Here is a 21,456-nt window from a genome sequence, read left to right on the forward strand (position 1 = left end):
AGAACATCACGCCGCCGATCATCACCCGCGGTGAGGGCGCCCGGATCTGGGACACCGCCGGCAAGAGCTACCTCGACGGGCTGTCCGGGTTGTTCGTCGTCCAGGCCGGGCACGGCCGCACCGAGCTCGCCGAGGCCGCCGCCAAGCAGGCCGAACAGCTCGCGTTCTTCCCGCTCTGGTCCTACGCCACCCCACCGGCGATCGAACTCGCCGAACGCCTCGCCGGCTACGCCCCCGGCGATCTGAACCGGGTCTTCTTCACCACCGGCGGCGGCGAGGCCGTCGAAAGCGCCTGGAAACTGGCCAAACAGTACTTCAAGAAGGTCGGCAAACCCGGCAAACACAAGGTCATCTCCCGCTCCATCGCCTACCACGGCACCCCGCAGGGCGCCCTCGCCATCACCGGCATCCCCGCCCTGAAGGCCCCGTTCGAACCGCTCACCCCCGGCGCGTTCCGGGTCCCGAACACCAACATCTACCGCGCCCCCGAACCGCTCGGCTCGGACCCGAAGGCGTTCGGGATCTGGGCCGCCGACCGGATCGCCGAGGCCATCGAATTCGAGGGCCCGGACACCGTCGCCGCCGTCTTCCTCGAACCGGTGCAGAACGCCGGCGGCTGCTTCCCGCCCCCGCCCGGTTACTTCGAGCGGGTCCGGCAGATCTGCGACGACTACGACGTGTTGCTGGTCTCGGACGAGGTGATCTGCGCGTTCGGCCGGATCGGGTCGATGTTCGCCTGCGACGACTTCGGGTACGTGCCCGACATCATCACCTGCGCCAAGGGCCTGACCTCCGGGTACTCGCCGATCGGGGCGATGATCGCCTCGGACCGGCTCTTCGAACCGTTCGCCGACGGCACGTCGATGTTCGCGCACGGCTACACCTTCGGCGGGCACCCCGTCTCGGCGGCGGTGGCGTTGGCGAACCTGGACATCTTCGAACGCGAGGGCCTCAACGCCCACGTCGCCGAGCAGGCACCGGCGTTCCGGGCCACCCTCGACAAGCTCACCGACCTGCCGATGGTCGGGGACGTGCGCGGGGAAGGCTTCTTCTACGGCATCGAGCTGGTCAAGGACAAGGCCACGAAGGAGTCGTTCACCGACGACGAGGCCGAACGGATCCTGCACGGGTTCCTCTCCACCGCCCTGTTCGACGCCGGCCTGTACTGCCGTGCCGACGACCGCGGCGACCCGGTCATCCAACTCGCCCCACCCCTGATCTGCGGGCAGACCGAATTCGACGAAATCGAACACATCCTCCGCAGCGTCCTCACCGAAGCCTGGACCCTGCTGTGAACCACCAGGACCTTCCCGGGATGTACGTCGGCGGCCGCTACCGGGACGGCCGAGCGGCCGAGCGGTACGAGGTGCTCGATCCGGCCACGGGCGAGGTGATCTCCTCCCGCACCGAGGCGTCGGTGGACGACGTCGACGACGCGGTCGCCACCGCGAAGACCGCCTACGCGGAATGGTCGACGACGAGCCCGGGCGAGCGTTCCGCCGTCCTGACTCGATGGGCCGCCGAGCTCACGGAGATGTCCGACGACATCGCACGCACCGAAACCCGGCAGACGGGCAAACCGATCAAACTGTCGACCGAGTTCGACGTTCCCGGGTCGATCGACAACGTGTCGTTTTTCGCCGGCGCGGCCCGCAACCTGGAGGGAAAGGCGTCGGGCGAGTACTCCCCCGACCACACGTCCACCATCCGCCGTGAACCCGTCGGGGTGATCGGCTCGATCGCGCCGTGGAACTATCCGCTGCAGATGGCGGCGTGGAAGATCCTGCCCGCGGTCGCCGCAGGCAACACCATCGTGCTCAAACCGGCGGAGATCACTCCCCTCACGTCGCTGCTGTTCGCGGAGGCCGCGTCCCGAGCCGGAATGCCGGACGGCGTCGTCAACGTGATCACCGGCCGCGGCGTGACGACCGGCTCGTCGCTGGTGTCGCACCGGGACGTGAGCATGGTGAGTTTCACCGGCTCGACACCCGTGGGACGGCAGATCGCGGGCGCCGCGGCGGGCAAACGACTCCACCTGGAACTGGGCGGGAAGGCCCCCTTCGTGGTGTTCGACGACGCCGATCTCGAGGCCGCGATCAACGGAGCCGTCGCCGGTGCCCTCATCAACTCGGGCCAGGACTGCACCGCGGCCACCCGCGCCTACGTGCAGCGGCCGCTGTACGACGACTTCGTCGCGGGAGTGGCATCGCTGATGGACACCGTCCGACTCGGTGACCCGTCCGATCCCGGCACCGACATGGGTCCGTTGGTGTCGCGGCGACAACAGCAGCACGTCGCCGGGTTCATCGAACGCGCCCGCGACACCGGGGCGAAGATCGTCCGCGGCGGATCCGTCCCCGGGGGCGACCTCGCGTCCGGCTTCTACTACGAGCCGACGCTCGTCGTGGGTGCCGACCAGTCCAGTGAGATCGTGCAGCGGGAGATCTTCGGCCCGGTTCTCGTCGTCCTGCCGTTCGAAAACGATCCGGACGGAATCGCGCTCGCCAACGACACCGACTTCGGGCTGGCGGCGTCCGCGTGGACACGGGACCTGTACCGGGCCCAGACCGCCTCCCGCGACATCGCCGCGGGCTGTGTGTGGATCAACGACCACATCCCGATCCTCAGCGAGATGCCCCACGGCGGGTACAAGGCGTCCGGTTACGGCAAGGACATGTCGACGTATTCGCTCGACGAGTACACCAACGTCAAGCACGTCATGTCCGACATCACCGGAACCGCCAGGAAGGACTGGCACCGGACGGTGTTCGGCGACCGACGATGAGCCCGGTCGCCGGGACGGCAGCTCGTGTGCCGTCCCGGCGACAGCGGCGGTTCTGCCAAGTCGCGCCCCGCGCGCGACTACGCTGACGAACAGGCGCGTTCGCTTCAGCTGAAAGGCAGAGACGATGCATGTGACCCCGTTCGCCTGGATTGTGACGATCATCGTGATCGTCGCGCTGCTCGCGTTCGACTACTTCTTCCACGTCCGCCACGCGCACATCCCGACGCTGAAGGAAGCGGCCATCTGGTCGTCGATCTACGTCGGCCTCGCGCTGCTCTTCGGCGTCGCGGTCCTGATCTTCGGCGGCGTCGACATGGGTTCGGAGTACTTCGCCGGCTACGTCACGGAGAAGGCGCTGTCCGTCGACAACCTCTTCGTCTTCCTCATCATCATGTCCAGCTTCCGGGTGCCGCGCGAAGATCAGCAGAAGGTCCTGCTGTTCGGCATCGTGTTCTCGATTTTCGCCCGGACCGCGTTCATCTTCCTCGGCGCCGCGCTGATCAATTCGTTCGCGTGGGTGTTCTACTTCTTCGGCCTGATCCTGCTGATCACCGCCGGCAACATGCTGCGACCCGAGACCGAGGATTCGCACTCGGCCGACAACTTCATCATCCGGATCGCGAAGAAGTTCATGCACACCACCGAGCACTACGACGGCGACAAACTCTTCACCGTCGAGAACGGCAAGCGGGCGATGACGCCGATGCTGCTGGTGATGGTTGCGATCGGCGGCACCGACATCCTGTTCGCGCTCGACTCCATTCCCGCGATCTTCGGCCTCACCCAGAATGTCTTCGTCGTCTTCACGGCCACCGTGTTCTCGCTGATGGGTCTGCGGCAGCTGTACTTCCTGCTCGACGGTCTCCTCGACCGCCTGATCTACCTGTCGTTCGGACTGTCCGCGATCCTCGCGTTCATCGGGGTCAAGCTGATCCTGCACGCGCTGCACGAGAACAACCTGCCGTTCGTCAACGACGGCGAACCGGTGAACGTCATCGAGATCAGCACGTTCGTGTCGCTGGCCGTCATCATCGGCATCCTCGTGATCACCGTGGTCGCGTCGCTCACCAGCAAGAAGGGCAGGGCGCAGTCCGCGATCGCCGGTGCCCGGCGGCACGCGATCAACTACCTCGACCTCGACTACACCGCCGACCTGGCAGAGCGCGAACGCATGTATGACAAGTTGCTCAATGAGGAGGAACAGCTCAAGAAGCTCGACCCGAAGTTCAAGAAGATGGTCCGCGAAGAAACCGCACTCATGGACCTCATCAAACGTTCCCACCAGGAGCACGACGCGTTCCTCAAACAACATTAGGTGAACTCACAGAAGCGCCCACCGAGTCGGCGGGCGCTCCTGTGACTCGTGCCCCATCCCCATGAAGGCACGCGCCGCGACTACCTCCTCCTCATCCGCATTCCGCCGTCCGCCATGCCCATGGCGGTGATACCGAGACCCAGCAGACAGACGACGATGCCGCAGATCACGTTCGACCAGATCATTCCCGCCGTGGTGGTTACTCCGACGACCAGCCACGGGCTGACGATCATCCACAGACCCAGCAGCGGCGCGACGAACGCCATGCCGTGCGTGCGGGAGTAGGCCGACGTGAAACCGACGGCGAGCAGTGCCACCGCAACACCCGACAACAGGTTGCACATCGCCAGGCCCGACTGGCTCGCGAACCCGACAATCCACGGCGATGCCGCCATGTAGAGGCCCGCCATGAACATCAGGCCCTCGGTGACCTGCGTCATCGGCTGTTCCGAGACTCGGTCGTAGCGAGCCCGCAACTCGGCGATATCAGGGTGTCTCTCGATCGACATACCTGGTGTCGTCATCACCCACCTCCTTGAAAAGAGAACCAATCCCTACCGAAGGGGGTGCCCCGAACTTGGCAGGGCAAACCAGCGATAACCAGGTAATTTTTGCGAGTTTGTGCTACCGACCAGTCCCCACGGACCGCGGCGCCCTTGGGCAAGCGTCCAGGGGCGGGCATACTCGAATTGTGTGGTGGATTGCCTGGGTCGCGTTGGTGTGGATAGCGCTGTCGGTGCCGCTCGCGATCCTCATCGGGAAAGCGATACGGCAGAAAGACCTGCACGAACTGCCCGCCAAAGAGGACGCGACGAGTAAGAACGACCCTCCCGACCGAACGGTCGCATGACCGCGCCCCACCGGGTGCGTTCCCGCTGCAGCTTGGAAGAATGACGGGATGGCGCTGCCCTTCTATCCACTCGTGTTCATGAACCTGTTGTTTGCGGCGACCACCCTGTGCCTTGCACGACCCTCCCGCGCAGCCGCCGCAGCCACCGTCGCTGCCGCCGTGCTGTGGATATTCGGCAACGGTCCGCTCGAGGGCGGCATCCTATGGAAACTCAACTCGTCGCACGGCTTAACTGTGTCCGACCTGCTGTCGGCGGTCGCACTCGGAATCGCGATCTGGGGGTTCCACCAAGCTGGATGGTGGAACCCGCTACCGAGGCGCTCTCGACGCCTCGTCCACAAACGGTTCTGAAGCACCCGACGACTCACTGCTCTTCGATCACGCGCCGCCGCGATGCATTTCCGCAGGTATGACCGCCGATTCGCGTATCCGCGACCGGACACGGGCGGTGACCTGCCAGATCAGGGTGGTGTCGTGGACGCTGATGCACGGCACGCCGAGCGCACGGGCGTGCTGAACGGCAGCCAACTCCTTCGGCGAACAACGTCCGTCCAGGATGTCCTCGGTGACGATGACGCAGAGCACGTCACCCTCGAGTTCGCGGATCGGTTCCATTCCGTGGAGGGCCACCCATTGCCGGACCATCGCCCACTGCGATACATCGTTGTAGCGGGTGGGATTGCCGACGAACAACACGCGGCGAGACCGCCGGGCTCGGGCGACCTCGATACTGGAGATGGGTGACATGCCGAAGGCTCCTGTCCACGTGAACGGCTGATCCCGGTACGGGACAACTCTCTCCCGGCGCGGCGCCGACGTCTGTCCCCCGATCAGGCGGTGCATCGGATGAATCTCGACTCCCCCGGTCAGGGGACACCCCGCACGTGAGTGGCACAGTGTGCTCGGGTGCGCATCGGCACTCACATGGGAGGTTGCATGATCACTGTTCTGTGCTGCCGCGGCATCGGTGAGGATCGGGGCGTCAACATGCTCACCAACACGACACAATTGCTGGATCCCGCACGGTTCGTCGTCAAGCAGGTTCCGTGGGAGGCAAGTTACGGACCGGTGCCCGATCCGGGTGGTTCGGCGTTCGACAAGGCACTGTCCGAAGGACGCACGCTCTTGTTGCGGATGATCGCGGAGGACCCGAATCCCGTTGTTCTGCTCGGCTACTCGGGAGGCGCTGCGCTCGCCGGCAACGTGGCAGCCGAGGTGGGGCGGGGCCTGTACCCTGCCCTGGACGTTCGCGGGGCCGGTCTGATCGCCGATCCGCTGCGGCCTGCGTCTCCGGACCTGCCGGGCTGGGGTATCGCGGGGCAACGCCCGATCACGGGGATGCCCGTGTGGCAGATCGCCGACCCGTTGGACGTCATCTGCTGCTGTCCCGGCAACTCGCCGCTGCGCACGTTCGCGGACCAGTCGGCGGCCTTCTCACTCGCCGATCCGGCGGCATGGGTGGCGGAGCTCCTCGTCCGGCTCCGTACCCGCCGGTGGCAGGCGGTGATTCTGAACTGGTGGCGCCCGTGGACGGTGTGGCAGCAATACGCCGAGGCCATCGACGACGTGAACGGCTACCTGTTCCGGGGCGACCACACCAGTTACCGGGTGCGGCTCGCCCCGGGCACCGACCGGACCTACTGCGCGCTGCTCGCGGATCGCGTCAACGAACTGACCGAGTGAGTGTGCCCGCGCAGGCGGAGTGCATCAGGGATTCTCGGGTGTCTGTTCCTCGTTTCCCGGCGGATCCTCGCCCTCGGCCTCGGGATCTTCTCCCTCGACCGGCGGCTCGGTCTCCTCGACGGGAGGCTCCTCCTCGGCCACCGGCGGTTCCTCTTCGGCCACGGGTGGCTGCTCGGATGCGGCGGGCTGCTCGACCGCCGGCGGAACCACTGCAGGCGGCGGTACCACCGGCGGCGGTTGCTGCTGGCCTGCGACCGGAGCCTGCCCACCCCCGCCGGAACCGCCCTGCCCGGTCCCCGACGAACCGCCGCCGCCTCCGTTCGACTCGGGCGCGACAGCCGGCGGTGCGAGCTCCGACGTCGGCGGAGTGGTCGTGGCGGCGGCGGGTGTCGCCTTTGTAGTCGAGCTGGACGTTTCGGACGTCGGCGTCGGTTCGCCGTCGGACCCGCAGGCCGACAGCGTCAGGAGCGCACAACTTGCCGCGATAACCACCGAGCGTTTCAAGGACCGTCTCCTTCGTTCGAGTATCTATCGATCGAACGGAACATACGGTCCGTTTGGTACGTTTCGGCGTTTTTGCGAGGAATCGTCACCCTTTCGACACGAACGGCGGCTCAGCTCTGCGCGTTTCTGCGCGCCGCACGCTTGGCCCAGGCATTGCGGACCATCGACAGCGGCGTCGGCGGCACCCAGCCCAGCTGGACCGCCTGACCGAGGTCGTCCCGGGTGGCCCAGTGCTCGATGACGCGGCCGTCTTCGACGCGCAACCAGTGCGACTGGTTGACCGCCAACGATCGCCCCGTGGGCGCGAACACCTGATCGATCGATCCCTGCTCGTCGTAGACGACGAAGGGTCCGACGTGCCTGCCCTTCATGATCGTGTAGACGACGGCGAGGTCGCCCTCGACGACGACATACTCGACGTCGAACCGCAGCTCGGCGAACGCGGAGCGCAGCCACACCGCGGTAGCGTAGAACGCGTCGGGTCCACGCCCTCGCGTCCGCGGGGGTTCCGTCGCGCTCTCCCGGTTGAATGCGTCCGAGTGGACGACGGAGTCGAAATCGGCGCGGCTTCCGTTCGCCATGATCTCCATCGCGCGAACTGCGAGGGATTTCACTTGCTCCGACGGGGCCGGTTCCTCCATGTTCACGGTGCACTCCGCAACAGTCGGTGGGAACTCTCAGTATTCGACCGCCATCGACTGGAAGTCAACGACCTGATGCAGGTCCGTTCGGTACAGGATTTCCGCGCGCCTCAGCAAAACCGCCGTCGACGGCGGTACCGTCGGGGAGGTGATGGGACTGCCTGATGCGATCTCGGCCTGCTTGTTCGATCTCGATGGTGTGCTCACGGCAACGGCGGTGCTGCACCGGAAGGCGTGGAAACGCACGTTCGACGAGTTCCTGAAGCATCGCGAGGGCGCCAACTTCCGGCCGTTCACCGACCAGGACTACTACGACTACGTCGACGGACGTCCCCGCGCCGACGGGGTCCGGACCTTTCTCACGTCCCGCAGCATCACGTTGCCGGAGGGATCGCCGGACGATCCACCCGGCGCCGAGACCGTGAACGGTGTCGGGAACAGCAAGAATCGGCTGCTGCTGAAAGTCATCGAGGAAGAGGGCGTCAGCCCCTACCCCGGTTCGGTCCGCTACATCAGCGCGGCGTACGACGCCGGCCTGAAGATCGCCGTGGTCACGTCGTCCGCGAACGGCAAGGCCGTCCTCGACGCGGCCGATCTCAGCCGCTACGTGCACGTCCGCATCGACGGGGTGGTGATCAGCGAGCAGGGCCTCCGCGGGAAACCCGCGCCGGATTCGTTTCTCGCGGCCGCCCGCGCCCTCAACGTGCATCCCGATCAGGCGGCCGTGTTCGAGGATGCCCTGTCCGGAGTGGAATCGGGACGGGCAGGCGAATTCGGCTACGTGGTCGGGGTGAATCGGAACGATCAGGCCGAGGCGTTACGCGAACACGGCGCCGACGTGGTGGTGAACGACCTGGCCGAACTTCTGGAAAGGTGAGCATGGACGACACGGGCTACGAGATCTCGCCGTGGCAGCTGCGCTGGCGCGGACTGGATCTGGAGGCACTGCACGCCACCGAATCCACCTTCGCACTGTCCAACGGACACATCGGGATTCGTGGCACGTTCGAGGAGGGTGAACCGCGCGGTCTCCCCGGCACCTACCTCAACGGGTTCTACGAGCAACGTCCCCTGCCGTACGCGGAGGCGGGTTACGGCTACCCCGAAGACGGGCAGACCGTCGTGAACGTGACCGACGGCAGCATCATCCGGCTGCTCGTGGAGGACGAGCCCATGGACATGCGGTACGGGAGTGCACCGGCGCACGAGCGCGTCCTCGACTTCCGCTCGGGCACCCTGCGCCGCACCACCGAGTGGACGTCGCCGACCGGACGCCGCGTGCGAATCCATTCGGAACGACTCGTCTCGTTCACCTCACGCGCGGTCGCCGCCATCCACTACGAGGTCGAGCCACTCGACGGGGACATCGAACTCGTCCTGCAGTCGGATCTGCTCGCCAACGAACACATCCCCGCCCGCACGGACGACCCGAGAGTCGCTGCCGCCCTGGACACTCCATTGGTCTCCGATTTCGCTGCCGCCCACGACTTCAGGGCGGTACTCGCCCACCACACGCGTGCGTCGGGACTGCGCATGGCCGCGGGGATGGACCACGAGGTCGACTACCCCGCCAACGGGCGGTGCAGCATCGAGACCGAAGAGGATCTGGCCCGGCTCACCGTGGCCGTCGACATCCCCCAGGGTGAGCGCCTGAAGGTGACGAAATATCTGGCGTACGGATGGTCGGCGCGGCGGTCGACTCCGGCCCTGCGCGGCCAGGTGGAGGGGGCGCTCGCCGGAGCACTCGAAACCGGCTGGGACACCCTGCTGAAACGCCAGCGCGAGTATCTCGACGCCTTCTGGGAGACGGCGGACGTCGAGATCGACGGCGACGCGGAACTGCAGCAGGCGGTGCGGTTCGCGCTGTTCCACGTGCTGCAGGCCGGTGCCCGCGGTGAGTCTCGTGCGATCCCGGCGAAGGGCCTGACCGGGCCCGGGTACGACGGTCATGCGTTCTGGGACACCGAGTCATTCGTCCTCCCCCTGCTCACGTACACGGTGCCGGACTCGGCCCGCGACGCACTGCGCTGGCGGCACTCCACGCTCGACAAGGCGAAGAACCGCGCCGTACAACTGGGGCAGGCAGGCGCCGTGTTCCCGTGGCGCTCGATCAACGGCGAAGAATGCTCCGGCTACTGGCCCGCGGGAACCGCGGCCTTCCACGTGGGTGCCGATGTCGCCGCTGCCACGTCCCGGTATCTGGCCGCGACCGGGGACGAGGAGTTCGAAGCCGAATGCGGCGTCGAACTGCTCGTGGAGACCGCCCGGCTGTGGACGTCGCTCGGCCACCACAATGCGCAGGGCGAGTTCCGAATCGACGGCGTCACCGGGCCGGACGAGTACACCGCCGTCGCCGACAACAACGTGTTCACCAACCTCATGGCGCAGAAGAATCTGCACGACGCGGCGGCCGCCTGCGAGCGACGCCCCGGCCTGGCGCGCGAACTCGGTGTGGACGACGAGGAAGCAGCGCTCTGGCGAGACGCCGCCGAGCACATGCGCATTCCGTTCGACGACGCTCTCGGCGTCCACCAGCAATCCGACGCCTTCACGCACCACGCCGAGTGGGACTTCGAAGGCACACCACCCGAGCACTATCCGCTGCTGCTCCACTACCCGTACTTCGATCTCTACCGCAAGCAAGTGGTGAAGCAGGCCGACCTGGTGTTGGCGATGTATCTTCGCGGCGATGCCTTCACGGACGAACAGAAGATCGCCAATTTCGCCTACTACGAGGCCCTGACGGTTCGGGATTCGTCCCTGTCGGCGTGTGTGCAGTCCGTGATGGCAGCCGAGGTCGGGCAACTTCAACTCGCCTACGACTACCTCGCCGAGGCCGCCCTGACCGATCTCCACGACCTCCATGCCAACGTGGAGAACGGATTGCACATCGCCTCACTCGCCGGGACGTGGATGGCGTGCGTCGCGGGATTCGGTGGAATGCGCGACCACGGCGGCAACATTTCGTTCGCACCGCGGATACCACCGCAGCTGGTCAATCTGTCGTTCCGGATGACGGTGCGGGGTAGCCAGATCCACGTGGACGTCCGCGCCAAGACCGCGACCTACCGGCTGCTGTCCGGCGAACCTGTTCAGCTCGCCCATCACGGTAGCCCGTTCACTCTCGACTCCTTTCCGGTGACGCGGCCGATCCCGGAACTGCCAATTGCCGCGCCTGTGCGGCAACCGTACGGGCGGGCACCCGCGCGCCGGGGCGGCTGAACCGGGACTCGACTACACCGTCGCGGCTGGGTGCGGTTCCAGGTAGTCGCGGTAGGCATCCTGGCCGCGGGTCCCCTCGCGCGCACCCACCAGCACTCCGCCGAGGATCGTCGCGCCGACGCCGCGCAGGTTGTCGGCAGCCTCGGCAAGGTGCTGACGCTTCGTCTTGCCGTATCGGGCCACGATCAGCGCACCATCCGAGATCGCGGACAGAGCCGCGGAATCGGTGACCGGGAGCAGCGGGGCGCCCGCGAACACCACGTAGTCGAAGCGGTCTCGCAGGGTAGCCACGACCGATCTCGCAACAGCGGAGCCGAGAAGCTCGCTGGGATTCGCCGGCAGCGGCCCGGACGGTAGCAGAGACAGATTCTCGTACGTCGTGGTGCGAATTGCTTCCGCCAGATCGGCTTCGCCACGCAGCACCGAACTCAGTCCTGCGCCGGATGTACCCCGGATTCCCAGCGTCGACGCCACCAGCGGTTTCCGGAGGTCCGCCTCCACGACGCACACGCTCTGGCCCGCCGCCGCCAGGGCGACACCGAGATTGAGCGCAGTCACGTCCGACTCCTCGCCCGGTGACGGGCTGGCAACGACGATGACGTGCGGGGGGTTCGCCGCATCGGCGAACTGCAGATTGGTGCGCAGCTGCCGGTGAGCCGCTCCCACCGGGGACGTCGCATCCGACAGATCCACGACGGCACCGGACGATCCCGCACCGTCCGGGATGGCGCCGACCAGTTGAGCGCCGATCTGTCCCTCGGCCGCTCGCCGGTCCTTCACCGTCGCGTCGAGCCAGTCGCGGATCACCGCGAGCGCGATGCCGAGAAGGAGTCCGACGGCGAGGCCGAGCACCACGTTCCGGTTCTCCGACGTGGGCAACGCCTCGGTGGGTACCGTCGCATTCTGCTCGATGGACACCCGCGCAGGCTTCGGATCGGGATCCTCCATGGTGATCGAGTACCCCGACTCCGCGGTAGCGGGGCTTGCCAGGACCTGCGGCGGCTGCGCTTCTTTGTTCGCCGCCGCGGCCTCGATGTCGGTCGTCGCCAGTTCGTCCATCATCGACACGAACTGCTTCGACAGCGTGTCGGCGATGTCGCGTGCCCGTTCCGGCGAGGTGTCCTGAACCTTCACGTGCAGCAACAGTTCGGGCACCGGCGTCGCTTTCACGTTCGCGACGAGTTGGGCCGGTGTCATGTCGAGATCGAGTTCGTCGATCGTCCGTTGCGCCAGCTTCTTCCCGGTCAGCAACTCGGCGTACGTGGCGAGGCGGGGCTGGGTGGACGAGACGTACAGCAACGTCGAGGTCTGGTACAAGGGCTTCGTGAACAGCGTCGGAATGAACGCGCCCAGCGTCACCACCACCGCGGTGACCGCGACGATCTTCCAGCGCTCCTTGACGATGCGCACATAGTCCTGGATGTCCACTTACACCCTCTCTTTCCGTTTCACTTCACGTTCACGCAGTACCGCTCCGACCACTTTCAACGCCGCCTGGGACGTCATGTGCCAGTGCCCGCTGTCGACGACGTGCTCACTGATGCTCCCTACAACGTAGGGCTCCCAGCCCGTCACCGCGCGATTGGCGCTCGAAGTTTCCTGCCCCGCCGCGAAGAACAGGACGTCACCGTGGAAGACGCGGGGTACGTGCGTCCTCGTCAACTCGTGGTGTCGTCCGGCTCCGCCGATCAGTCTGTGGAGATGGGCCGGGGTGATCGCCGACAGCGGCCCACCCAGCCTGCCCAGGAGGTTCACCGCGGCTTCGGGGGTGAGATCCGCGACGGGGAATGGCAGGGAGTCCTCGAAACCCAGTCCGGCGAGCAAGTCCTCGGCACCGACGGGAAGCGCTTCAGACGCAGTGTGCTCCGTACGGCTGTCGAGCATGACCAGAGTCGCGACTTCTTCACCGAGCGATTGGAGTTGGACGGCCATCGCATGCGCCAGCACCCCGCCGAGGGACCAGCCCAGAAGGTGATACGGCCCCTCCGGCTGTACGGTGCGGATCTCCTCGACATACCGGGCCGCGAGTTCGTCGAGTGACGAGGGCGACGGTCCGGCAGCCGTGACGGCGGGCGACTGAATTCCGTAGATCGGGTGTTCCGGATGCAGATGCGAGGCCAGACCCGAATAGCACCAGGACAAGCCCACGATGGGATGGACGCAGAACAGGGGTGGGCGTGTGCCCACCGTACGAATCGGGAAGATGACACCGAGTGCCTCGTCCTCGTCGGATTCGGGCGAGTCCATGCGCTGCCCGATCGAGTGTGGCGTCGGATCCGACATCAGCGTGCGCAGCGGAACCGCCACCCCGGTCTCGGCTTCCAGCCTGTTCAGCACCCGCACTGCCAGAAGTGAGTTGCCACCCAGTTCGAAGAAGTTGTCGTCGGCACCGACCCGGTCGATACCGAGTGCCTCGCCGAAAGCTGTCGCAACGGCGACCTCGGAGGCGGTCTGCGGGGTTCGATACGCACGGGCCTCGAACCGCGGCGACGGCAACGCCTTGCGGTCGAGTTTCCCATTGGGGCCCAGTGGAAACTCCTCGAGCACGACGATTCTGGTAGGCACCATGTATGACGGCAGGGCGCGCCTCGCCGTCGCCTTGATCAGATCTGGATCCAGTGCTCGTCCTGCTGCGGCCCGCACGTAACCGACGAGGTGCTCCCCCGCGCGAACATCGTCGACCAGGACTACCGCTGCTCGCGACACCCCTTCCGCGCGTTCCAGCACCGCCTCGATTTCACCGAGCTCGATCCTCAGGCCTCGCAACTTCACCTGAAAGTCCGTGCGACCCAGGTGTACCAGTCGTCCCGATCCGTCCCACTTCACGAGGTCTCCGGTGCGATACATCCTGCTTCCGGCGGGCCCGAAGGAATTGGCGACGAAACGGCCCGCCGTGAGGTCGCCCCGGCCGACGTACCCTCGGGCGAGCTGGGCGCCCGCGAGATACAGCTCGCCCGCAACACCTGCGGGCACGGGCCGAAGACGCGTGTCGAGCACAAAGACCTGTGTGTTCCAGACCGGACCCCCGATCGGCACCTGGGCTTCCGGCCGGCCGACGATCTCATTTGCCGTGGTCGTCACGGCCGCCTCGGTGGGACCGTACGTGTTGTGGAACGCCCCGGGTGCGAACGCCAGAACGTTGGTTGCGAGCGCGGGTGACAGTTCCTCGCCGCCGGCGAAGACATGGCGCACGGAGGTGAGGCAATCACCGTGGCCATCCGCGAGGAAGGCTGCCAGGACCGAGGGGACGAAGTGCACCATGGTTATTCGACGATTCCGGATCACCGAGGCGAGATAGTCGACGTCGCGGTGGCCCCCGGGTCGCGTCACCACAAGCTGTGCACCCACACACAGCGGGAGCAGGCACTCCCAGACAGACACGTCGAACGTGGACGGTGCCCGCAGAATGCCTCGATCGTCTGCGGTGACGTCGTACTCGCTTCGGAGCCAGTGCAGCTGATTCACGATGGCGCGGTGGCTCACCGTCACGCCCTTGGGTGTGCCGGTCGAGCCGGACGTGAACATCGTGTACGCGATGTTGTCCGGGCGCAACGGCGCCAACCGGTCCGCGTCGGAGATCCGGTTCGGGCTGGATCCGGACAGGTCGGCAGTGTCGATCTCGATGTGAGGGACACCGGGCGTTGACGGCAACCCGACCGTCGACTTGGTCACGATCAGCCTCGGCGCCGACGCCTCGATCACGGCGGCGATGCGTTCGCCGGGATGCTCCGGGTCGACCGGTACGTATCCGGATCCGGCCTTCAGGATCGCTAGTGTCGCCACGACCAGTTCGAGTGAACGCTCGACGGCCAACGCCGCCAGCGTGTCCGGTCCGATACCGTGGCCGATGAGAAGTCGCGCGCACCGGTTCGCACGCTCGTCCAGTTCGGCGTACGTCATGACCTGACCCTCGAAAGCCAGAGCGATCGCGTCGGGGGCACGCCGAACCTGGACGTCGAACAGGTCGACCACCGTTTGGGGCCGGATCTGCACCGCAGTGCAATTCGGCCGCACGAGGATGTCGGACGTTTCCGTCTCCGTGAGCAGGCCGATGTCACCCACACTGCTCGTGGGGTCTGTCGCGAAGGCGTCGAGGAAGTGCTCGAACAGCCGGGCCATTCGCTCGGCTGTCTTCGCGTCGAACAGATCCGTCGCGTAGGTGAGCCGGCCCGACAATCCGGCGCCCCTCCCCTCCCCGTCGTATCGATCGGACAGGGAGAAGTCGAGATCGAACTTGGTGACGGCGGCGTCGAAGTCCACCGGAGACAGCGTCAGTCCGGGCAACTCCCAGGTCGCCTCGACCTGGTTCTGAAACGCGAGCATGACTTGGAACAGCGGCGAAAACGATTGCGAACGAGTCGGGTTCATCCGTTCGACCAGCTGCTCGAACGGCACCTCGGAATGTGCCAGTGCACCGAGGTCGGTCTCCCGGACGTGCTCGAGCACGTCGGACAGTGACTCGTCGAGATCGATCCCGGTGCGCAGAACGAGAGTGTTGACGAACATCCCGACGAGTTCGTCGAGTTCCCGCTCACCTCGGCCGGCGACCGCCGTGCCCAGCGCGACATCCGACGACCCCGACAGGCGGGCCAGAAGAACCGCAAGTGCGGAGTGGACGACCATGAACAGCGTCGCATTGTGCTGCTGCGCAACCAGAGTGAGACTTCGATGAGTCTCTGCGCTGACGTTCAGCCGCACAGTCGCACCCCGGTACGAGGCCACGGACGGGCGAGGCCGGTCGGTGGGCAGGTCGATCACGTCGGGAGCCCCGGCGAGGGCACGTGTCCAATAGTCCAGCTGCCATGCCGCCCGGGAATGGGGATCGTCGCCGGAACCGAGTGTCTCACGTTGCCACAGAGCGAAGTCCGCGTACTGGACGGGGAGCGCGGTCCACGTCGGTGCGACTCCACGGGCGCGTGCGTCGTAGGCCATGGCGACATCACGTGCCAGGGGCGCGAGAGAGAAGCCGTCGGCACTGATGTGATGAACCGCCATCACGAGAACGTGTTCGCGCTCGCCCACCTTCAGGAGTCGGCCACGAACCGGAACGTCGGCGGTCAGGTCGAAGCCGGCCGACAGGAACGAGAGCACCTCTCCGTCGACGGAACGCTGTGGGACCTCCACGGGCGTGAGATCCAGATGCACCTCACCGACAGGCAGGACCACCTGAGCGGGAACCCCGTCTAGGGCGGGGAAAACGGTGCGCAGCGATTCGTGGCGACCGAGCAGGTCACGTGCCGCGCGCCGGAGCGCGTCGACGTCCAGTGCGCCGGTCAATCGCACCGCGAGCGGGAGGTTGTAGACGGGCGACTCCGGATCCACCCGATTGAGGAACCACAGCCTCTGCTGCGCTGGTGACAACGGAATCCGGTCCGGCCGGTTACCCGCGACGAGGGGAACCCGGCGGCCGGTTCCTGCCTCGGCTTCGACCCTCGTCGCCAACGCCTCAACCCGAGGCGCCTCGAACAGCATGCGCACCGGAATGTGCGCATCGACAGCCGCGCCCAGCCTGGCCGCCACTTGCGCTGCGATCAGCGAATTGCCGCCGAGCGCGAAGAAGTCGTCGCCCAGACCGACGGACTCGAGGCCGAGCACCTCCGCGAAGACTTCGGCCACCACCTGTTCCACCACCGAATTCGGTGCCCGGAACTCGTGGGATTCCAGCACCGGCACCGGGAGCGCGTCCAGGTCCGTCTTTCCCGAAGCGGTAAGGGGGAACCCGTCGAGAATCACAATCGTGGTGGGAACCAGGTAGGACGGCAGGACCTGCGCGAGTGATTCACGGACCCCCTCGACGTCGAGGGGACCGCGCGGCACCACATACGAAACGAGGGCGTCGACGCCGATCGCGTTGGGACGAGACACCGTCACGGCGCTCTCGACGTCCGCGACGCGAGCGATCGCGACATCTATCTCACTCGGCTCTATCCGGACCCCGCGAATCTTGACCTGCCTGTCGACACGCGCGACGAAGGACAGTCGGCCGTCGGCGCGCCGATGCACCAGGTCCCCCGTCCTGTAAATGCGAGAACCGTTGCCCGAAGCCACGAACCGGGACGCGGTTCGCTGCGATGCCCCCAAGTATCCCCGAGCAAGTCCCGCGCCACGTAGATACAGCTCTCCGACGCCACCCACCGGAACCGGCCGCAGACGTGGGTCGAGGACTACCGCAGTGGTGCCGGGAACGGGGGCACCGATGGTCACCTGGTCGTCGACCTCGGCGAGAGTTGCGACCACCGTGGACTCGGTGGGCCCGTACGCGTTGAGCATCCTTCGTCCGCGACTCCACTCGGCGGCGAGCTCGGCCGTCAGCGCCTCGCCACCGACTGCGACGACCCGGAGAGCGCCCAGTTCCGAGGACTCCAGCGACCCGAGTACGGCCGGCGTCGACAGATAGTGCGTGACGCGGAGGTCGGTCAGGACGTCCTGCAGGTCGGGTCCGGCGTACACGTCGGCCGGAGCCACGACCAGGCAGGCCCCCGCGCCGAACGCCAAGAGGATCTCCAGCATCGCCGCATCGAACGTGGGGTTATACCCTTGCAGGACACGAGAATCCGAGCTCACGTCATACCTACGCATCGCCTCGTCGACCAGCGAGGACAATCCGCGGTGCGTCACCATCACGCCCTTCGGGGCCCCGGTCGAACCGGACGTGTAGATGACGTACGCCAGCTCGTCCGGGCACACCGGTACCGTCATCGGGCGGGGCGAGTCGAGCCCTGCGTCCGCCACGGTCAGCCACGAGATCGCCGGGGCCACCGATTCGGATTCGACGACATCCCTGCCGATCCCCACCTGCACGCCGGCCTCGCCGAGGACCGTCGAGAGTCGTTCCGCGGGGTGCGTCGGATCGACGGGAAGGAAGGCTGCACCTGTCTTCGTGACCGCCCACAAAGCGGTCACGAAGTCGACGGAGCGTGGTAGCGCCAGCGCGACAACGGTTCCGGGCCTCACACCACGAAGGACCAGTTCGTGTGCAAGGGCATCGGACCTCTGTGCAAGCTCCCGGTACGAGAGCGTCACGCCGCCGTCCGTCAGGGCAGGCGCGTCCGGATGCGCGAGCGCCGTGGCGGTCAGGATGCCGGCGAGAGTCTCTGCCTTCGCTGCTCTTTCACCTTCGATGGCGGCTGCCGCGGGCAGTGGGATCTCGCCGATCACGGCATCCGGGTCACTGGTGACGGCCACCAGCAACGGGACGAATGCTTCCGCGAGCGACCGAACGGTTCCGGCGTCGAAGCGAGACTGCGAGTATGTAATCGAGGCACCCAGCGTTCCCGGTTCGCCGCGCCCCTCGGCGGCGACGAACGAGAACTCGAGCTCGGACGGTGTCGTTCGGTCGGCTGTGTCCTCGCCGGAGTGAAGGGACAGGATCACCTGTGGCCTGCGACCGCCGAAGAGTTCGTCGTCGGGGTCGAACGGGACGGCTGCGTACTCGAAAGCTGCGGAGTCGAACTCGTGAACCTGTTCGAGCAGCGTCGTGAAGGATAGGTCACGGTCGACAGTCGTGCGCAGGGGAAGGACGTGCCCGCGCCCGACGTGGTTCACGCGTCCACCGACGACAATGTCGCTGTGGCCGCCGAAGGACGCGAGCAGCACCGCCAATGTCCCGTGGAGGACTTCGAACAGCGAAGTCCCACGGTCCCGGGCCAACTCGGCGCAGCCGTTCCAAGTCTCGGCCGGGACGGAGAATTCGTGCACGGTCGAGCTGCCGTTGCCGCGTCCTGCGAGGTCGGTCTGCAGGGGCGCGGCGGAACCCACACCGCGCAACGCCTCCGCCCACCACGCGATGCCATCGTGCAGCGCCGAGTCTTCGGCCGGCTCGACGTACTCGAGCAGGTGGTCTTCCGTCCACCTGGCAAGATCACCCGTCCGATACATACGTGCGTATCCGGGGTCGAACGGGTTCGCCACGAATCGGGCTGCGGTGTCGGCCGGTCGGCCCGCGTAGCCGCGCCCGAGGCTCGCGCCGGACAGGTACAGATCGCCGACGACGCCGACCGGCACCGGCTTGAGTGCCCGGTCCAGTACCACCGCCGATACTCCCGAGATCGGTCGTCCGAGAGTCTCCGGCGACGCGGGCGTTCGTTCATCCGTGGCTGCGGCCCACACCCCCGAGTCTCCCGGCCCGTACAGATTGAGCACGGTCCGGCCCGCACCCCAGCGCGAGACCAGTTCGGCCGGGTATCCGCGACCCGTGAGGGCGAGTACCTCGAGCCTCTCGAGGCCGGTCGGGTTGGTAGCGGCCGGAGCAGCAGGCCCCGAGGCCCAGTGCGTGACACGTTCGCGGCGCAGGAAACGGGACAGTTCCTCTCCGCCGCGGAGTTCGCAGGGGGCGATCACCAGGGTCCCGCCGCACACCGCGGCGACGAGTGCGTGCAGGGACTGCCCGCACGACCGATGCCCGGCCATCAGGATGCGGGAGCGCTCATTCGCACGATAGACGCGAACGAGCCCGGCGGCGCGCGCGGCCAGAGCCCGGTGGCTGATCGTCACCCCACGGGCCCTGTCGGTGGAGCCGTGGACCACGCACGCCGTGTGATCGAGCGACAGCGGTCGAACGCGGTCGGAATCGGTGATCGGTGTCGAATCGCCGGGCAGATCCGCCACGTCGATCCAGGCGATGCCGGCCGGCACGACGGAGTCGTCGACGGCAAGGACGGCCACGGCGCCCGAAGCTGTGAGCAGATCTTCGATCCGTTCCCCGTCGACGTGGGGATCGAGTGGAACGGCGGCGGCCCCGCATCGCGCCACGGCCCACACCGCGACCACCTGTTCCAGCGACGCGGGCACGATGACCGCAACGGCGTCCTCCGTGCCGATCCCACGATCGATCAGTCGGCGGGCGAGTCTGTTGGAACGATCGTGTAGCTCCGGATAACTCGTGTCGACCCCCGCCGCACGAACCGCCACACCACTCGAGTCAGCAGTCGCGTCGAGTAACTCCGGCAAGGTCACCGCAGCCGCCGGGGCAGGTCCACTCGCAGGGACGAGCGAGTCGTGTTCACCCCTGGTCAGCACTGCCGCGTCGCCGACTTCGCCAGTGGGCGCTGCGCCCACGAACTCGGTGAGGAACGACATGAAACGCGCGTGATGACGTGCGAGCTCGTCCTGCTCGTACAGCGCCGGATTGGCCTCGAAGTCGACACGAATGCTGTGTCCGGTTACCGCCGGGTAGATCGCGAGGGTGAGGTCGTCCACAGGTCCTGCAGTGAGGACGGTGAATTCACCGAGAACATCACCCCACCAGGTCTCCTGGTGAAACATCATGATGTTCACCATCGGACCGAAACTGCTGCGACCGTCCGAGTTGACCCGCATGTCGTGAAGGATGTCCTCGTAGCGGTACCGCTGATGCCGGAGTGCCCCGGTCAGTTCCAGCTGGACGCGGCGGACGACGTCCTCGATGCTGCTGTGCGGATCGATACGGACCCGAAGCGGCACCACGTTCGCCACGCTGCCGCCCGACCGTCGCGCCGATGCCGTCGTCCGCGCCGAGACCGGCAGACTCAGGACGATATCGGCACTTCCCGTCATTCGCGCGAGATACGCGGCGAAGGCCGCCACCACGACCGGAACCTCCGACGAGTGCCAGCGCCTGGCAAGTGCGCCGATACTGTCGGCCAGTTCGGTTTTCATCACCCCGCTCTCGAGGAGTGACACTGCCGCGGGATAGGCCTTCCGGTCGGTCAACCGGGCCGGTTCGGGGAGACCAGCGGTCCGTTCGGCCCAGTACTCACGGTCGAGCTGGAATCTGTGTGTGGCGGGGTACTCGTCCTCCGCTTCGTAGAGTTGACGCAGGTGAAGTGCCTTTGACGGCGGTGCTTCCGTGCGTTGGACGGCGTGCGTGTACAGCTCTGCGACACGGTTCATCAAAACCATTGCGCCGTAGCCGTCGAGAATCAGATGATGCGCGAACGTGGTCAGGAAGTAGTGTTCGTGGCCTACGTGCAGAAGTTCCGCCGAGATCAACCTGTCACGGTAGACGTCCAGGGGCCTGCGCCGGCGTTCGTCCATCCTCCGATGAGCCTCCGCGACCGGATCCTGGTGCAGTCGTAGATCGACATACCCCAGTTCGTCTTCGATCGTCTCGTCCGCCAGCTGAAATGGCTCGCCCGCGTATTCGACGAGGCGGATTCCGGGCGATTCGATATCGAACGATCCCTGCTCGGATGCCCATTTGAGTGCGCCGACATCGACGTGACCCCGTAGTTCGACGTATTGGGCCACCAGGATTGGCACCGTCGGGTCGAGTTGCTGCGCGAACCACAACCCCTTCTGCGCATGGGACAGCGGGAAGGCTCGCGCGTCGCGCTCACCGGCATCGTCACGCATACGCACTACATTCCCCCCAGCCACAGTTTTGAAATACCCGATCCGAGCGGCACTACACCTATGGGTGTCGAAGAGTCCGTATCGGAGACCATACTCGGATACCGCCCTGGTTCAATTCGTTCGG

14 protein-coding genes are annotated in these 21,456 nt (G+C 66.4%); 8 read left to right on the forward strand and 6 right to left on the reverse strand.

Going from position 1 to position 21,456, the window contains the following annotated elements:
* From ACNJ7E_RS26985 to ACNJ7E_RS26995, 3 genes are all read left to right on the forward strand, one after another.
* On the forward strand, positions 1 to 1,295 hold a 1,295-nt coding region (locus ACNJ7E_RS26985; RefSeq protein ID WP_418341392.1), incomplete at its 5' end, for an aspartate aminotransferase family protein.
* Positions 1,292 to 2,785, forward strand: coding sequence for a gamma-aminobutyraldehyde dehydrogenase (locus tag ACNJ7E_RS26990; RefSeq protein WP_418341393.1), 1,494 nt, complete (start codon positions 1,292 to 1,294; stop codon positions 2,783 to 2,785). The genes ACNJ7E_RS26985 and ACNJ7E_RS26990, both read left to right, overlap by 4 nt.
* A 124-nt stretch (positions 2,786 to 2,909) precedes the next feature.
* A complete protein-coding gene (locus ACNJ7E_RS26995) occupies positions 2,910 to 4,100 on the forward strand; it encodes a TerC family protein (protein WP_418341394.1) in 1,191 nt (396 codons plus the stop codon).
* 80 nt (positions 4,101 to 4,180) lie between these two features.
* On the opposite strand, the gene ACNJ7E_RS27000 is transcribed toward ACNJ7E_RS26995, so the two are convergent.
* Entirely contained in the window at positions 4,181 to 4,624 is a 444-nt protein-coding gene (locus tag ACNJ7E_RS27000; protein WP_011597573.1) for an SPW repeat protein, read from the reverse strand.
* Between the two features lie 167 nt (positions 4,625 to 4,791).
* Here ACNJ7E_RS27000 and ACNJ7E_RS27005 point away from each other — a divergent pair, with 167 nt between their 5' ends.
* Positions 4,792 to 4,950 (forward strand): hypothetical protein, encoded by a 159-nt coding sequence (locus tag ACNJ7E_RS27005; RefSeq protein ID WP_280780789.1) that lies wholly within the window; start codon positions 4,792 to 4,794, stop codon positions 4,948 to 4,950.
* A 48-nt stretch (positions 4,951 to 4,998) separates the two neighbouring features.
* Positions 4,999 to 5,301, forward strand: coding sequence for a hypothetical protein (locus ACNJ7E_RS27010; protein WP_418341395.1), 303 nt, complete (start codon positions 4,999 to 5,001; stop codon positions 5,299 to 5,301).
* A 27-nt stretch (positions 5,302 to 5,328) separates the two neighbouring features.
* On the opposite strand, the gene ACNJ7E_RS27015 is transcribed toward ACNJ7E_RS27010, so the two are convergent.
* Positions 5,329 to 5,697 carry a hypothetical protein gene (locus tag ACNJ7E_RS27015; protein ID WP_418341396.1) on the reverse strand — a complete coding sequence of 123 codons (369 nt, stop codon included), beginning with the start codon at positions 5,695 to 5,697 and terminating at the stop codon, positions 5,329 to 5,331.
* A 189-nt stretch (positions 5,698 to 5,886) separates the two neighbouring features.
* Between ACNJ7E_RS27015 and ACNJ7E_RS27020 the strand changes: the two genes are divergently transcribed.
* Entirely contained in the window at positions 5,887 to 6,633 is a 747-nt protein-coding gene (locus ACNJ7E_RS27020) for an alpha/beta hydrolase family protein (protein WP_418341397.1), read from the forward strand.
* 24 nt (positions 6,634 to 6,657) lie between these two features.
* On the opposite strand, the gene ACNJ7E_RS27025 is transcribed toward ACNJ7E_RS27020, so the two are convergent.
* Together ACNJ7E_RS27025 and ACNJ7E_RS27030 are read right to left on the reverse strand one after the other, a co-directional pair.
* Positions 6,658 to 7,137 carry a chromosome condensation regulator RCC1 gene (locus ACNJ7E_RS27025; protein WP_317567863.1) on the reverse strand — a complete coding sequence of 160 codons (480 nt, stop codon included), beginning with the start codon at positions 7,135 to 7,137 and terminating at the stop codon, positions 6,658 to 6,660.
* A 110-nt stretch (positions 7,138 to 7,247) separates the two neighbouring features.
* Positions 7,248 to 7,778 carry an ester cyclase gene (locus ACNJ7E_RS27030; RefSeq protein WP_283351812.1) on the reverse strand — a complete coding sequence of 177 codons (531 nt, stop codon included), beginning with the start codon at positions 7,776 to 7,778 and terminating at the stop codon, positions 7,248 to 7,250.
* A 151-nt stretch (positions 7,779 to 7,929) separates the two neighbouring features.
* Here ACNJ7E_RS27030 and ACNJ7E_RS27035 point away from each other — a divergent pair, with 151 nt between their 5' ends.
* Positions 7,930 to 8,655: an HAD family hydrolase gene (locus tag ACNJ7E_RS27035; protein WP_082764733.1), complete on the forward strand. Its 726-nt coding sequence runs from the start codon at positions 7,930 to 7,932 to the stop codon at positions 8,653 to 8,655.
* 2 nt (positions 8,656 to 8,657) lie between these two features.
* Positions 8,658 to 11,000: a glycoside hydrolase family 65 protein gene (locus tag ACNJ7E_RS27040; protein WP_418341398.1), complete on the forward strand. Its 2,343-nt coding sequence runs from the start codon at positions 8,658 to 8,660 to the stop codon at positions 10,998 to 11,000.
* Between the two features lie 12 nt (positions 11,001 to 11,012).
* On the opposite strand, the gene ACNJ7E_RS27045 is transcribed toward ACNJ7E_RS27040, so the two are convergent.
* Both ACNJ7E_RS27045 and ACNJ7E_RS27050 read right to left on the reverse strand, forming a co-directional pair.
* Positions 11,013 to 12,428 carry a tyrosine-protein kinase domain-containing protein gene (locus ACNJ7E_RS27045; protein ID WP_418341399.1) on the reverse strand — a complete coding sequence of 472 codons (1,416 nt, stop codon included), beginning with the start codon at positions 12,426 to 12,428 and terminating at the stop codon, positions 11,013 to 11,015.
* Positions 12,429 to 21,332 (reverse strand): amino acid adenylation domain-containing protein, encoded by an 8,904-nt coding sequence (locus ACNJ7E_RS27050; protein WP_418341400.1) that lies wholly within the window; start codon positions 21,330 to 21,332, stop codon positions 12,429 to 12,431.
* Positions 21,333 to 21,456 lie beyond the last annotated feature (124 nt).

Source organism: Rhodococcus mengyinensis, from assembly GCF_048381435.1.
In the GTDB taxonomy this organism is placed as follows: Bacteria; Actinomycetota; Actinomycetes; order Mycobacteriales; family Mycobacteriaceae; genus Rhodococcus_F; species Rhodococcus_F opacus_D.

Coding starts and splice junctions, on each gene's coding strand:
- ACNJ7E_RS26995 (WP_418341394.1), top strand. CDS start 2,910: ATGCATGTGACCCCGTTCGCCTGGATTGTGACGATCATCGTGATCGTC.
- ACNJ7E_RS27000 (WP_011597573.1), bottom strand. CDS start 4,624: ATGACGACACCAGGTATGTCGATCGAGAGACACCCTGATATCGCCGAG.
- ACNJ7E_RS27010 (WP_418341395.1), top strand. CDS start 4,999: ATGGCGCTGCCCTTCTATCCACTCGTGTTCATGAACCTGTTGTTTGCG.
- ACNJ7E_RS27015 (WP_418341396.1), bottom strand. CDS start 5,697: ATGTCACCCATCTCCAGTATCGAGGTCGCCCGAGCCCGGCGGTCTCGC.
- ACNJ7E_RS27020 (WP_418341397.1), top strand. CDS start 5,887: ATGATCACTGTTCTGTGCTGCCGCGGCATCGGTGAGGATCGGGGCGTC.
- ACNJ7E_RS27030 (WP_283351812.1), bottom strand. CDS start 7,778: ATGGAGGAACCGGCCCCGTCGGAGCAAGTGAAATCCCTCGCAGTTCGC.
- ACNJ7E_RS27035 (WP_082764733.1), top strand. CDS start 7,930: ATGGGACTGCCTGATGCGATCTCGGCCTGCTTGTTCGATCTCGATGGT.
- ACNJ7E_RS27040 (WP_418341398.1), top strand. CDS start 8,658: ATGGACGACACGGGCTACGAGATCTCGCCGTGGCAGCTGCGCTGGCGC.
- ACNJ7E_RS27050 (WP_418341400.1), bottom strand. CDS start 21,332: ATGCGTGACGATGCCGGTGAGCGCGACGCGCGAGCCTTCCCGCTGTCC.